Origin of the sequence: Paenibacillus sp. EKM301P (assembly GCF_011800295.1) — a bacterium.
Taxonomy (GTDB): Bacteria; Bacillota; Bacilli; order Paenibacillales; family Paenibacillaceae; genus Paenibacillus; species Paenibacillus polymyxa.
In genome coordinates, this window is the sequence record NZ_JAALFM010000003.1 from 271,877 (window position 1) to 286,349 (window position 14,473).

15 protein-coding genes are annotated in these 14,473 nt (G+C 46.9%); 1 reads left to right on the forward strand and 14 read right to left on the reverse strand.

The window, feature by feature from the left end; all coding sequences use genetic code 11:
- Positions 1 to 23: 23 nt before the first annotated feature.
- The 6 genes from HFD99_RS09440 to HFD99_RS09465 form a co-directional block, all read right to left on the reverse strand.
- A complete protein-coding gene (locus HFD99_RS09440; RefSeq protein ID WP_013373530.1) occupies positions 24 to 248 on the reverse strand; it encodes a hypothetical protein in 225 nt (74 codons plus the stop codon).
- On the reverse strand, positions 241 to 1,458 hold the full coding sequence (locus HFD99_RS09445; RefSeq protein WP_025366065.1) for a Ger(x)C family spore germination protein: 1,218 nt from the start codon (positions 1,456 to 1,458) through the stop codon (positions 241 to 243). The genes HFD99_RS09440 and HFD99_RS09445 overlap by 8 nt, the downstream gene beginning before the upstream one ends.
- Entirely contained in the window at positions 1,458 to 3,083 is a 1,626-nt protein-coding gene (locus HFD99_RS09450) for a spore germination protein (RefSeq protein WP_016822789.1), read from the reverse strand. Before HFD99_RS09450 ends, HFD99_RS09445 begins: the two co-directional genes overlap by 1 nt.
- Before the next feature lie 179 nt (positions 3,084 to 3,262).
- Positions 3,263 to 3,601, reverse strand: a complete 339-nt coding sequence (locus HFD99_RS09455) for a hypothetical protein (RefSeq protein WP_019688877.1) — start codon at positions 3,599 to 3,601, stop codon at positions 3,263 to 3,265.
- A gap of 15 nt (positions 3,602 to 3,616) precedes the next feature.
- Positions 3,617 to 4,330: a pirin family protein gene (locus HFD99_RS09460; RefSeq protein ID WP_025366066.1), complete on the reverse strand. Its 714-nt coding sequence runs from the start codon at positions 4,328 to 4,330 to the stop codon at positions 3,617 to 3,619.
- 70 nt (positions 4,331 to 4,400) lie between these two features.
- Positions 4,401 to 5,258: a LysR family transcriptional regulator gene (locus HFD99_RS09465; protein ID WP_016822786.1), complete on the reverse strand. Its 858-nt coding sequence runs from the start codon at positions 5,256 to 5,258 to the stop codon at positions 4,401 to 4,403.
- Positions 5,259 to 5,438: 180 nt separating this feature from the next.
- On the opposite strand from HFD99_RS09465, the gene HFD99_RS09470 reads away from it, so the two are divergent.
- Positions 5,439 to 6,425 (forward strand): DMT family transporter, encoded by a 987-nt coding sequence (locus tag HFD99_RS09470; protein WP_025366067.1) that lies wholly within the window; start codon positions 5,439 to 5,441, stop codon positions 6,423 to 6,425.
- An 87-nt stretch (positions 6,426 to 6,512) separates the two neighbouring features.
- On the opposite strand, the gene HFD99_RS09475 is transcribed toward HFD99_RS09470, so the two are convergent.
- From HFD99_RS09475 to HFD99_RS09510, 8 genes are all read right to left on the reverse strand, one after another.
- Entirely contained in the window at positions 6,513 to 8,501 is a 1,989-nt protein-coding gene (locus tag HFD99_RS09475; protein ID WP_025366068.1) for a methyl-accepting chemotaxis protein, read from the reverse strand.
- 158 nt (positions 8,502 to 8,659) lie between these two features.
- Positions 8,660 to 9,067: a DoxX family protein gene (locus HFD99_RS09480; protein WP_013373539.1), complete on the reverse strand. Its 408-nt coding sequence runs from the start codon at positions 9,065 to 9,067 to the stop codon at positions 8,660 to 8,662.
- Between the two features lie 119 nt (positions 9,068 to 9,186).
- On the reverse strand, positions 9,187 to 10,047 hold the full coding sequence (locus HFD99_RS09485; protein ID WP_016822783.1) for a M56 family metallopeptidase: 861 nt from the start codon (positions 10,045 to 10,047) through the stop codon (positions 9,187 to 9,189).
- A 3-nt stretch (positions 10,048 to 10,050) separates the two neighbouring features.
- The gene (locus tag HFD99_RS09490) at positions 10,051 to 10,464 is read right to left on the reverse strand and encodes a BlaI/MecI/CopY family transcriptional regulator (RefSeq protein WP_016324858.1); all 414 of its coding nucleotides are present in this window, start codon (positions 10,462 to 10,464) and stop codon (positions 10,051 to 10,053) included.
- A gap of 142 nt (positions 10,465 to 10,606) precedes the next feature.
- Positions 10,607 to 11,446, reverse strand: a complete 840-nt coding sequence (locus HFD99_RS09495) for a response regulator transcription factor (protein WP_017428587.1) — start codon at positions 11,444 to 11,446, stop codon at positions 10,607 to 10,609.
- Positions 11,422 to 11,817, reverse strand: a complete 396-nt coding sequence (locus tag HFD99_RS09500; protein ID WP_013373543.1) for a Fur family transcriptional regulator — start codon at positions 11,815 to 11,817, stop codon at positions 11,422 to 11,424. Before HFD99_RS09500 ends, HFD99_RS09495 begins: the two co-directional genes overlap by 25 nt.
- Positions 11,818 to 12,241: 424 nt before the next feature.
- Positions 12,242 to 13,348: a GerAB/ArcD/ProY family transporter gene (locus HFD99_RS09505; protein ID WP_017428586.1), complete on the reverse strand. Its 1,107-nt coding sequence runs from the start codon at positions 13,346 to 13,348 to the stop codon at positions 12,242 to 12,244.
- Positions 13,345 to 14,454 (reverse strand): GerAB/ArcD/ProY family transporter, encoded by a 1,110-nt coding sequence (locus HFD99_RS09510; protein WP_025366069.1) that lies wholly within the window; start codon positions 14,452 to 14,454, stop codon positions 13,345 to 13,347. The genes HFD99_RS09505 and HFD99_RS09510 overlap by 4 nt, the downstream gene beginning before the upstream one ends.
- Positions 14,455 to 14,473 lie beyond the last annotated feature (19 nt).

Sequence of the window (14,473 nt, forward strand, 5' to 3'; positions counted from 1 at the left end):
CCCGCAGGCATCCATTACACGATTTACAACGCGGTGGGGAGCCACATGTCAATAAATCGGGTCAGCCAAGTAGCCACATAAACAGTGCTCTTCGTCGATGTGCCGTAAATCCAGATACCAATGCTAATGACATACAGTACGCGGGAGACCCAGCGATTGACGGCAGGTGCATTGCTAATACGTTTACGGTCAATCAGATACATGAAGAGCATAGCCAGCAATAAAGGTAATAGAAATACTTTATTCATTCTGGATTTGCTCCTTTTTGACCCCGAATGGTTTGGTGACCGCACCGATATTCTCAATATGCACGACCGGATCTATGGTAACCTCCACCTTGGGATACAATTGCGCCCACTGAGGTTTAATCCGTTTCCACTCATCCGGGTGATTGGTAATAATAGCCCGGCCCAGGCCAAGCACGTCTGAATGATACTTTTGCTGAATTTCCTTGACAGCCTCTCCCAGCTCCCTCTTGATCTCCTCGACCGTCTGCTGCTCCAGCCACTTCAAATTCTCCTCTCTGGAAATATCGAAGCTCGTCTCATTTTCCTTCACATTCCCATTGCAGTTCATATGAACCGCCATTCGAATCTCGTCCCCCCGAATAAAGGGCTCGATATGGACTTTATTTTCGATGAGATGCACAGATATGTAACCTCTACCTTTGGGAGGGGGGATAAAAATTTCTGTTTCCTTGGCTTGCTCCATACCCAACAGCAGAAACCGACTGAGGTGATTATCAATAACCCCTGTTAACCTGTCTTGTCGAAAGACAGCCAGTCCATCGACCTGAATATTTGTCTTCTTGTCTTTAAGACTATCAGGCCCATTCTTCACCAGAGACATTACCGGCACTACCGGATCAATGCCTTCCAGCAGGACGGAATTCATCAGCAATTTAACGGAACGAGGTTTCTTCATATAGGAAAAGTTGAGCTCACGCACCATTTCCGCTGGATATTGCTCAATCGGAGCATCTGCCTGAAGCATTTCCATCGCTGACCCCTTTGTAATAACAACAAGGGAAGACAGGCGGTTCTGCGGAATACGTGCAATGACATCCATCATTTTGCTAATCCCTTCTCGTGCCAGCGTCTCCCCGAACAGCAGCACCCGTCGATGAGAGTAATTCAGTGTTCGCGAAACCTCTCGCTGTTCCTCAGTACTTGCTCCCCGGAAGCTTGGACCTGTTTTGGACTCCAGGTAGTAGGACTTCGTACCACTGGTACCTCCCCCTCCTCCTGTGCTACCCGAAGATCCGAGCTGTCCGGGCAGAGCAATTTGCATCGTTACCCGGTATTGATCGCCTTCCTTATCCAGTCCGGTACCCATCACAAAGGCCACATCATTCACTTCACGGCGATCCCAACATCCTCCCAAAAGAACAGAACAAAGCAGTAGACAACAAAGTACAGCTGCTTTACGTATTTGCTGTGTATTTGATGTGGACTTCATCACCATCCCTCCTCGGTTTTAGGCGATCCGTTCATCTCTTTCTTCGCTCGTTTGTTGTTGTCCTTACCAATCCATGAAGGACGTTTGGTCATTTTCCACCAAGGTGCACGGACGATAATATCCTTTTGATCCATATGGTTGTACGGGCTATATCCACTCATATAAGGGACACCAAACGATGTTAGCTTGGTTAGGTGCGTAGCAATTAGCGTTGTCGCAATAATGATGCCAAACAAGCCAAATAAACCAGCCATCAGCATGATTGGAAATCGCAGCAGACGAACCGTAATCGCAAAATTAAAACGCGGTATGGTAAACGAGGCAATACCTGTGAGCGACACAACAATAACTATTGGCGCCGATACGATTCCTGCCTGTACTGCGGCCTGACCAATAACGAGCGCCCCAAGGATACTGACAGCCTGACCAACCGTTTTGGGGAGACGAATCCCAGCTTCTCGCAGCGCCTCAAAGGAAATTTCCATCATCAATGCTTCCACCAGGGCTGGAAAAGGGATGGATTCCCGAGCCGCCGCAATACTCAATATGAGTGTCGTTGGCAGCATATCATGATGATAGGTCGTCACCGCTACATATAATGCTGGCAGAAAGAGAGCCATGATGAGAAAAAGAAAACGAATCCAGCGCACCATATTACTGATGAAGAAGCGCTCGTAATAATCTTCGCTCGCTTGCATCATTTGCCACATCGTGACTGGTCCAATCAGGGCAAAAGGCGTGCCGTCCACAAAAATGGCAAACCGTCCTTCCAGTAATTGCGCGGTGACGGTATCGGGACGTTCGGTGTATTCCATTTGCGGAAACGGTGAATATGGGTGATCCTCAATCAGTTCCTCAATATATCCAGTCTCCAGAACACCATCAATTTTAATATCGCTGAGGCGCTTTTTAACATCCTCCACCAGCTTCGGATCTATGATCCCTTCAACATAGGTAAGGACGACGCTCGTTTGAGTTTCTGTTCCGAGGGTCATGCTGTGCATCTTGAGCTTGGAGGTCTTCAGCTTGAATCGTAGCAGTGCCGTATTCACGCGAAGCGTCTCCGTGAAGCCCTCACGTGGCCCGCGAATAACAGCCTCGGTCTGCGGCTCCTCCACGCCACGGCGGACGCCTCCCTTGGCGCTGAAAATATAAGCACGAGCCGTTCCATCTACGAACAGAGCGGCATTGCCGTCCAGTATCGCTGCCGATACCTGCTTCCATTCGTCCATCGTTTTGGTCTGGGACATGGAAATACGAGTCTCATCCAGCGGCTCCAATTTGCCGTTCACTTCAGGGTCCTTGAGCATCATGCCCAAGATGACAGGCCGCAGAATATGATCCTGCAAATCCTCTGATTTTACCGTACCTTCGAAATATGCCAGCAACCCTTTTCGTTCAGGGGAAATCATGAGCTCTCGGTAGACGATATCAGAGCATTCCTTGAAAATATCACGCATTGCGACCCTATTGTCTTCCAGACTGCTGCGCAGTGGCTCTTCCAGCCATGAAGACTCAGGCAGCCCTTTGGGCACACGAGCATTTCGTGTTTTGCGTTCAGCGGCTGGAACCGCTCTCCGGCTCCACGGTAGCTTTGGCAGCTTGGGAAAGCGCCCTTTCTTCATCGTTAGTCCCCCCTTTACGAATAAACCGATCAGTTAATATGACATATAGGATGTACCAGCCTGCAAAGGATTATGTATCCAATGAACTCACCATCTTGAACTCATAACAAAAAGACCCTGCAATGATGCAGAGCCTTCGAAAATCAATTATACATCCGAACATTTATGATCAAGAAGATTTAATCTCCCCAATACTCCTCGGGATGGTATTCAATCTCAGAACCGGCTTCGAACGTAAGCTCACCGATCTGAGCATGATATTGTACACTTTCCGGGGTGACGTAATACCAATGCTTTACCACGAATCCGCCATCTGCGGGCGTTACAAAACGAAATACGTTCAGCTCCTCGCTGAAACGCACAATCGCCTCCGCTGCCTCACTCGGCAACTCTTGAAGCGTGAAGCGAAACACGCCGTCCGCCGATTCCAAACGACAATCGAAACGCTGCTTGCGGCTGTCAGCAAAGCTTCGCCCTGTGACGGCATGCTTGATCAGCCATGTTTCCTGCTGCGCCATTGTGCGCACCTCCTTTTAGGGCAAATCAATCAACATATAAAAAACAGAATCCTCTGCCTTCAGTGATAGCTTCGGCTCCTCCTCTATACGAGCAGAGTCTCGGCCTTGCAGAAGATGTTCACCGTTGACACGCAGTGAGCCCTCGATGACGAACAGGAACACGCGCCGACCCTCGGCCTGTGTAAATTCTACTTGTTCCCCGGGCTGAAGCTTGCTTAAATAAATCGTTAAATCCTGATTGATTGAAGCTATCTCACCCTCCGTGCCGGGTACACGCTTTCCAGCAACGACAGGCAGGAGCTGACCTTGCAGACGTTCCGTATTGAACGTTGTAGTCTCATAGGAAGGTTGCAATCCTCTTGTGTGCGGACTAAACCACAATTGCAGCAGACTGACATCCTCGGTTTGCGAAGCGTTGTGCTCCGTATGAATGATGCCGTGCCCCGCTGACATTCGCTGAATGCCTCCAAAACGGGTCACCGCCACATGTCCACGGTTGTCTTCATGACGCAGCTCCCCATACAGCACAATGGAGACAATCTCCATATCGCTGTGCGGATGCGCCCCAAAGCCCCGACCTGGTGCGATGACATCGTCATTACAGACACGCATAGGACCAAACGCTGTATTGTTCTCATCCTGATACTCCGCGAATGAAAAGCTGTGGCTCCCCCGCAGCCATCCCTTATCGAAGCTGAATCGGGAAGCAGCCGGATATATTGTAAACATAATAGCCCTCCTTCAAGGATGAACAATGAGATCAAATCCCTCTCATTGTACCCGAGCCCAAGCCATAAAGCTACGCTTCTGTCTGAGTGGTAATCTCATCTATAAAAGACTGCAAGGTACTGGTAACGAAGGCCTCCTTACGGCGGATAAACACCGTTGTCACTTCATTGTAAGGCTCAGGGATGGCATGACCGCACACAAGACCTTGAGCCACCAGCCCGCTGATCGAGGATTCGGGGAAAACGGTCATTCCAATGCCTGCCGCTACACTGCCGATAATCGTCTCAAATGTCCCAAACTCCATGATCCGCTTGGGGATAATCCCCTCCATTTTGAGCCAGGTTTCCAGTCTTCCCCGATATCCGCAGCCTTTTTTATATACCAGGAGCGGACGAGTTGTAAAATCGTCAACCGAAAAGTCATTTCCTTGAGATACGAGGACCAGCTTTTCCTGAAATACATCAAACTGTTCAATGAGCGGATGCTTGACTGGTCCGGTTACAAAGGCTCCATCCAGTCGCATTTCTGCAACCTCCTGCACCAGTGATTCCGTAACCCCGGCCTTGAGGGACAACTCGACATCCGGGTACTTACTGTAGTAAGCATGTAAAATGGCTGGAAGGGCAATGACAGTCTCCACGATACCAATCTCCAGCACCCCTGAAGGTGTAGAGGTGTTCTGAAACGCATGCTTCATTTCCTCAAATTGCGATAAAATGCTTTTCGTATATTGCAGCAGACGCTTGCCCTCAGCATTGAGGATCATCCCCCGCTTATGTCTATAAAATAAAGGCGTCTGCAGTTCCTTTTCCAGCAGCTTGATTCTGGCCGTTACATTGGACTGGACGTAGCTAAGCTCGGCTGCAGCCTTGCTGACACTGCCATGTGCAGCCACCGTCTGGAAAATGTTTAAATCGTTCAGATCCACTACTGTTCCCCCTTATTGTGAAGGGCAAGGACCACCAAAATTGACGCGCCTTGTCACTTATCATCATTTTAAATGATCATAATGTTTATTTTCAATCATTTTACCAACAGCTTCCTATCCTTTATGATGTGTCCATAAGATATGTCCGCTGAGACCGGCAAGGAGGAGCTTTTGTACACCATGAACAAACAGATCATGACCGGATCTTTACTATGCCTGATCGCCAGTATGTCCTGGGGGGCGATGTTTCCGGTTTCGCACATTGCATTACAGCATATTAATCCACTGTACTTTTCATTTTTGCGCTATTTATCGGTTACACTCATATTAATAGTGCTATTGTGGCTCAAAGAGGGACGGACTGCATTTCGCTTTGAGGGCAAGGGCAAGGTGTTATTGTTCTTCGGAACTATGGGATTTACCATTTATAATATGGCCGTTTTCCAGGGACAGCACGCGATGGGGGCAGCAGGTACCCTTGTAGCTGCTATTATGGAAGTGCTAATGCCGATGATCTCCATTGCGATGGTGTGGATCATGACCCGTAAAATGCCTCCAAAATATACATTAATCAGCATGTTGATTGCGCTGGCTGGGGCATTACTGGTTATCACGAACGGCAAATGGACCTTTTTCACGCTTGCCGGACAACATCTATTGGCGCTGCTGCTTATTTTCGTGGGTGTCGTCGGTTGGGTCGTATATTCCATGGGAGGCAGTCATTTTGCAGGGTGGTCTACTCTTCGATATTCAACCTTGACCTGCCTGCTTGGAACTCTGGTTTCTTTTGTAGTCGTGACCTTTGCCTCTGCTTTCAACTGGATTGCAGTGCCGGATTGGCAGCACGTATGGTCAGTCAAATACGAAATGAGCTTTATGATCCTGCTTCCAGGGCTAGCGGCCTTGCTGAGTTGGAATGCCGGAATCCGCAAGCTGTCTCCGCTAAACGGTATTCTATTTATTAATTTTGTACCGATTACCACGCTGGTACTTATGTATTTTCAAGGCTATGCCATTAGCCGTTTTGAACTGTACGGGACTGTACTGGTCATTTTCGCACTGATTCTGAACAATATGTTTCAGAGAAGCTCTCTGCGTCCGTCCAACAGCTCACGGGGTGCCCGTTTCCGTCTGAATCGCCGCAAGTCGTTCAACGGTGACTTCTAACCCTGCGAACCAAAGTTATGATAAAACATCAAAAAAAGCGCCTGGATACGGAATATAACCTCCGGTATCCGGGCGCTTTTTATCATTTCAGGATTTTTTTTCAACCTGGAAACGTCCAACCAGTTCGCGCAGCTCCTCTGCCATTTGGCTCAGGTCTGCTGTGGATGAAGCAATTTCCTCGATGGAAGCCAGCTGTTGCTCAGCCGCCGCTGAGATCGACTCGGTGTTGCTCGCTGCCTCGTCCGAGATGTGGGAAATATCGCTCATAATATCTGCGACGCCTACAGTCCCCCGTGCCATTTCCTGAGTCACTCCGGTAATATCATGGATATGCCCCATCGCGCGTTCGACAGCCTGACTGATTTCCGCAAAGGAATGCTCGGATGTGGTTACCGAATCAATACCTTCCGTCACCCGTACCCGCGCTTGTTGCATCGCGCCCAAAGCATGGTTCATATCCACCTGCATCGCTTCAATGCGCTCCGAAATCAAGGTAGCCGATTTGGCAGATTCCTCAGCCAGCTTGCGTACCTCTGTAGCAACCACGGCAAATCCTTTGCCATGATCCCCAGCGCGTGCGGCCTCAATGGATGCATTCAATGCCAACAAATTAGTCTGTTTGGCAATACCAGATATAACACTGATAATATTCACGATTTCACCGGAGCGCTCACTCAGGGAGTCCATAGCTTGTCCAAGATCATGAACAGTCTCGTCGATATCATGCATTTTCTGTACAGCCTGCGTAGCAGCCTTGCTACCTTCCTGTGCTGACTCGGCGTTCATCTTCACATGTTCAGATACACCCACCATACGCTCGGATACATCCGCTGCTTGCTGAGCCAGTCCCTCCATACTCACAGAGCCATGCTTGACGCTTTGCAGCTGACGTTCGCTGCCTACAGCTACTTCCTGAATAGCAATAGTAACATGCTCAATAGCTTGGGTCGTCTGATCTGCACCCGCAGCCAGTTCTTCCGCTGAAGAACTTACCCGATCTGTCGTTTCGCGTACGCTTCGAATCATCGTGCGCAAACTATCCACCATGGTTTGAAAGTGAGCAGATAGCTCGCCTACCTCATCTGTTTTTCCAGTTTCCAAATCACCCGTCAAATCTCCTTCGCTGATTCGTTCTGCTGATTTTTGCAGCTTACGAATCGGTACCAGAACAGAACGGGTAATCAGGAAAATCGCGATAAGCGCAATTACCAACGAGGCAGCCAGCACAAAAATGGTTACATAACGCATGGCAGCGGTGGCATCGCTAATCTCGGATTGATAGAAGGTACCTGCGATTTTCCAGCCGGTATCCTCATTCGTTACATAGGTCAAATATTTCTCGCGGCCTTCATGCATATATTTAAAATTCCCGCTCGGCGCAGTATACAACCTGTCAAGCGAATTCTCCTGAGGAGATGAACCCGCTTTAGCCGTAGGATGGACCACGAATTTCTTCGTATGATCCAAAATGATGATATACCCCTCTTGGCCTACTTTGATGGAGGCCAGTTTACGTACACTTTCCAGATTCAGAGAGATTCCGATCACGCCAGACTGATCGGAAAGCGTCTGAGATACGATAACTACAGGAATACCTGAAGAATTGATGATAACCGGGGTGATCGCTACCTTGCCCGGTTGCTTCATCGCTTCGATGTACCACGGTCGTTTGCGAGGATCAAATGTCCCTTCGTCCTTTTTGGGCACCCCCCGGATCATCAGCCCCTTCGGTGTTCCCACAAAAATATCCTTCGCGTCTTCGTGTAAGCCTATGTATTGGATCAGCTTGGGCTGAATCAAGGGACTATTTGGTCCGTCAATCATCGAACCGTCGAGGCGTTCCGCCAAATATCGCACATCTTCAATTTTACTGGCGATTGCATATTCAATCACGGAGTTAGCCGTCGTTACCCCCTGATTTGCACTGCTGTAAAGCTGTTTTTCCATAGCATTATATGATGATTCATAGGTTGCAATGGAAATACTTAAACTTGGAATCAGCAAAACAAGTAAAAAACCTAAAATCAACTTGTTCCTGAGTGTCCATATGGTCTTTCTTTTTCGCGTTGTTGCCATGTATCTTTCTTCCCCTTTGCTCAAAAAGCGATATTATTTCATTACATTTCATGTAAGTTATATCGGCAGAAAGTAGCAAATCATTTACAAAGAATTTTCATAAAAGAGCAAAACAAAAACCGCATCCTATGAGACTAAGGATGCGGTAATATGAACATTTAGACCTGCACGTTACTATTTTCAGCCTTTTTACGGCCAAACAACTGATCCACCGCCAGAAAACGCCCACCGACAAGGGCTTGCTGAAGACTGGTGAACAAAATCAGGAGATCAAATTCAATCGAGCCAAAAGGCTGTCCTTTTTTTGCAGTCAGCAATACACCGATCATTACGATGGTCAATGCCGCTCCAGCCAGTCGTGTTCCGATACCCAGAACCAGTGCAATCCCTCCAACCAACTCAACCGTAGCGACCACAGGGGCCATCCAGCCAGGGAGTCCGAGGCTCTGGAAGAATCCGGAGGTTCCGTCTAGTCCCTGAAACTTTTGTGCACCGTGAACGATAAAAATAACTCCTGTAAAAATTCGTACCAATAACAATCCAATATTCGCAAGCGTTTGATTCATAAGCTCATCTCCTTTAAGTTGTATACCGATTAGATAATTAACACTACAAAATGTAGTGTTATACATATCAAGAACCGGTAGCGCACAAGGCGCCACCTTCTATGATACATATTGCCAAACTAGATTAACGCCAGTGTAAACATAAGCGTTAACATGACGAGTACATAGCCTGAAAACATAATTGAACGCCAAGGCATCTGAATGGTCGGCTTTTGTTGAGGGTCTAGAATACGTGAGATACGATAATTAATGGACGTCTCTGCAAAAGAGGAACAAGCGGCGGAGTTTACCAGACGGGCATTAGCGGGTGTCATACTCAGAAGCTTGAGCAATGCGCTCCCAATTCCAACCGGTGAACCGGCTCGATGAATCGCTTCGTTGTCCGCCAAGATTTCACGGGCCGTCTTGTAATGGTTGGTAATGTGACGTAGCACCGGCAAGTAAAACAGCTGTGTAGCGCACATTTGCAGGAACCAGGTCTTCAATGGATCATAATGCTTCATATGATAGGCTTCATGGTATATAACCGCTTCTTCCTCATGCTTGTCCAGTACGGACAACAGTGCAGAGGACAATACAATTCGCGGCTTCCATAAACCCATGGTGAAGGCAGCAGGCTTGGCATAATCAATGACCCAAATTCGATCGGTCCCGAGTTCGCGATATCGCTCACCCAGTGCTTCGGTCAACGGCAGGTCGCGCATTCGATGCAGTCTGCGGAAAGCCGCCCTGGTAGCCATGCACTGTCTGACTGCTTCTCCTCCGGCGATACCGAAGGTTACAAAAACCAGTCCACTGAGCGCATCCACCATGTAGCCGATTCCGTAGTGCTGCAACAAACTTCTGCAAATTTGAAACACGTTAAAATTCAATTTCCAGCCGAAAACATGCTGCCCGGCGTACATCCCCATCTGCATAAGGGCAAAACCCGAAATCAAGGCGCCTGCTGTAAACAGTAATTTAGAACGTGTTTTCCACATCGTCTACATATCCTTTTTCCATTGTTTAATTTTTTGTTCCAAACGTTCAATTAAAATCGGATCAGCTACTTCCAGAGCATCAATCATATGGTTGACAGCAAGCGGACCAAATTCATCCACCAGTTCGTGACTCAGCTCTTTGGATTGCTCATCCATAAACTCTTCTCTGCTTAAAACAGGACGGTATAAGGACGTTCTCCCGCGTATACTTTTGCTCAAAATCCCCTTTTCCACTAAACGGTTCATCACGGTCATTACCGTATTGAAGTTAAAGTCCCGATCCCCCTCCAATGCGGTCTGCACTTCTTTGATACTACGATCCGAAGTGGACCATAAAATATCCATGATTTTGGCTTCCAGAGGCCCGAAAAATCGGTTAAGTCCGGTTTCGCCAGCTTTAAAATTCAGTCGTTTCATAAGAAGCACCTCACACTACCGATTGTAGTGTATGTATCCTGATAAAGTCAACTGTCACACCTAGTGTCAGCTTCAGGCACCGTATACAAACCGCCGAATGGTATCCATCCGGCGGAATTTATCGATATTCATAACTTTCCGTTTAATCTGCCAATCTGTATCCTACACCTCTTACGGTTGCTATATATTCAGGCTCCGCAGGTCGATCGTCCAGCTTCTTGCGCAAACTTTTGACATGCACATCTACAACATTGCTGCCGCCGACAAAATCGGTTTCCCAGATATCATGCATCATTTGCTCGCGCGAGATCACTTTTCCTTGAGAATCTATCAGCTTCAATAGCAAATCGTATTCCGTTTTGGTTAGATTCAATAGATTCTCTTCCTTATATACCAACATTTTATCACGGTCAATCCAGATATCCTTGAACACCGTACGCTGACTGGTTTGCGCTGCCTGGCGGGAAATCACCGGATGACGCACAATCATCCGCTCAATGTCATGCACCATTTGGTTGGATGCTAGTGGCCATATCAGTACCTCTTCCGAAGGAAGCAGCTCATGCGCACGTAAAGACATCCGATCCTGAACCACATACATGACTGGTGTGTCTTTCATATATTCATGCTCAAGATCATTGCGGATACTCAGCAATTCACGCCGTGGATCAGTGGCGGTCAAATCGTAAATCAAGAGGTCGCTCCCCAAATGACGCTGCACTTCAGGCTCCCAGCGATGGAAGACCATTACGTCAAAACACGCATCTGACAACGTACGCACCACACCGTGGACTACACCCGGTACGGAACTGATCAGGATGATGCGACGCGTGGTCGGACAATACAAAGGTTCATTAGAAGGAACGGTCTGCACCGCAGGTGTAGACGGGGCAGACAACATCGATGTCCAACTGCCCTTCACCCGTCTAGGCATGTCAGCTACTTTAATACGATTCGTTACTTGATTCGCTTGCTTTGACATTCCTTACACACTCCTCCGAATACGACATGGGCATGGGCAATCGTATATCCCGTTTCATGCGCAACCGTATCAATCCAATCGTGTGGGACTTCACTCATCACTTCATCTACTCGGCCGCATACCTGACAAATAATATGCTGATGATCGTCCATCCGACCATCATAACGACTAGCAGCTTCCCCTAGTTTCAGCTCACGGATTAATTCCTTATCCGTTAAATAACGCAATGAATTATAGACCGTTCCATAGGCCAGATTATATCCGCGCTCCATCAACCGATTCATAACATCGGCAGCGGTAGGATGATCGTGGGCCTCACGGACCACATCATATACCGCTTGGCGCTGCGAAGTTAAATTTAAAGTTCTCATACCGCATCTCCCTTAACCAACGCAGATTATATTTATTACAAACTTATAATCACAATAAAAATTAATTTAGAATAAGTATAAATCTTAATTTATTTCAAGTCAATGAGATCGGATAAATTGTGCCGCTTTGCAACACAATGTATACATGATATACATTCAGCTCATGGAGGGATGTTTGATGAAAACACTTTGGATATTCATACTTTTTATGCTACTAATGCTTGGGACAAGTGTGTCGGTAAAGTGGCTTTTTGGTGTTCATCATCCTTGGGAGCCTGTTTCATTGGCTTTTCGCACGATGCGACCATCAGAATATATTGTGCTGGTGGGAATGCTCATGGTGCTCCTTATAAATGTAGGCAAAAAGCCAATAGGAAATGCATTTCGCTTCCTGTTCTCACAATGGTCACGTTTCCTCAAAGTTTCAACTTCTTCCTCTGCTTCTCCGCAAGAGAGCCAGCAGAAAGAACAAACAAGGAATAACGTAAACAAATAATGGATGAACATAGATGAGGGACAGTCGTCCAAATTCAAAGTGCTCACTCAGGTTTGTTGCCCCTATCTGTGACCATAGTAAAACAATAATACCGCAAGGTAAGAGCACTTTTCGGTACGGTAAACCAAATATATCCGATATCCCCAACACTGCTGCATAAGAAAACAAGGCCACTTTAAAAAAGTCTCCGATAATAATGGACATCAGTACAATAACATCTGGACGCTGCACATATTCCGAAAGCTGCACGTTCTGGAATGTACTTAATAATGGAAAAATAGAACGCTCTGTTATATCGGTCCCCAGCACAGTTACATTTAATATTGCGACTTCAACTAAAATAGTGCCTCCAGCTAAAATACTTATATATCCAGCTTTGGTGATCTGTGAAGGCCTTTTTACAGAAGGGACAAACATCATAAAACAAATCAGCTCACCAAAAGGAAAAGCCAAACGATCCCTTAGGGCTGACATGAGTACAGGTTTAAAACCCTTACTCATGACGGGCATCAGTTCTTCAAGATGAACACTGCCCGATAAGAGCAATAATGTATTTCCCAAAAGCATAACGATGAGGATTACTACAAAAAACACCTGTCCCGTACGGGCCAGTACTTCAAAGCCAAGCCAGAGGACATAGATTGCACAGAGAATCATCAGAAAAGCCACGACTAGGCTCGGTGTTTTTTCCAGTACAGACACACGAACCAGTTCAGTCTCATCACGTAAATTTCTACTGGTCAAATACAAAAAAAACAGAATGTACAGTACCCCTATTGCCGTTCCACCCTTATTCCCTACCAATTGACGAGCATAGGTAGTCAACATTTGGCCGGGGAATCTCTCTGCCGTGTAGGTGTACATCCGGAACAATACCATTCCGACCAGCATAGCAATAGTCTGAGCAATCCAAGTATTCCTTTCATATTCACTATCCATATTAATAATGACTGCATTTCCTAGAATAAAATGGAACATCAGAATGAGCATTTGTCCGGTACTGATGTATGTTTTATTGGCAAGACGATGACTCATGGGGCATTCTCCTCTATTTTTTTATTCCGGGTCTTTTTCAGCCACGATACAATTAGAAGTAAGAGTGGAAAAAACACGGCAAATATCGGAAACAGCCATTTCAGTACAAACTCGCCTGTTTCAAGGTGATCTTGATAACCCAGTGCCATTAATACACAAGAGACTAACATGATCAGCCCAAATGGCAGAATCAGTTTATGGTAGGATATTCTCAATACATCCTCTGCCGCTTTAACTGCGGCATAATAAAAGATGAAGATTTTGAAAAAATCAAAAATTATAACGCTCATCACGCCGATCACATCGACTCTGTCGATAAAATCAGATATTTCGACCTTGCTGATCATAGAGAGCAAAGGGTAAGTAGCCCGTCTGAACACGTCCTCTCCTAGTACAAGTACATTGGACAGCGTAACAACAGACAGGAGTAGCCCTCCAAACAATATAGCAGAGACCCCTACCCCATTGGCACGATAGCCTTTTTTTAAGGTGGGAAGAATCATCGCAAACGTAACCATCTCGCCGTACGGTAGCATTACGGCCTGCGAATAAACTACTTGCCATATCCGCTGCCAGCCATGCTCGGCTATGGGCAATATATTGCCCACATCCACAATGCCTGCCAACAAAATCAACATATTAGTAGCGAGACCCAGCAGCAGTAGCAAAATCAACATGATAATGGCCGTCCGGCCTGCAACCTCAATTCCCAAATACACCACATACATGACAAGTACAACCATTAAGCCACAGATGACTGTCAACGGCGTATGCTGAAGTGTACGGTCAGCAATCAGGATCCCCGTGTCCCTAAGATCCCGTGCTCCGCCGTAGAGAAAAAACACGATATATAAAAAAGCAAGCGCGCTCCCTGCTTTCTTGCCCAAAAGAGCTCTGCAGTATTGTGTCATAAGCAAATCAGGAAAACGTCGGTGCAGGCTGCCATAGCATACAAAAAGCAATGCCCCAACAATCGTGGAAATGAGGATGGCGATCCATGCATCCTTACCCGCATCCCTTCCGGGAATAGACATCATGGATGTGCCCAATTCAAACAGCACCATGAGAGAGATCATTTCTTTTGAACTTATCTGTGTCTTCTTCATCGCCTTCCCCCCTTCCTGA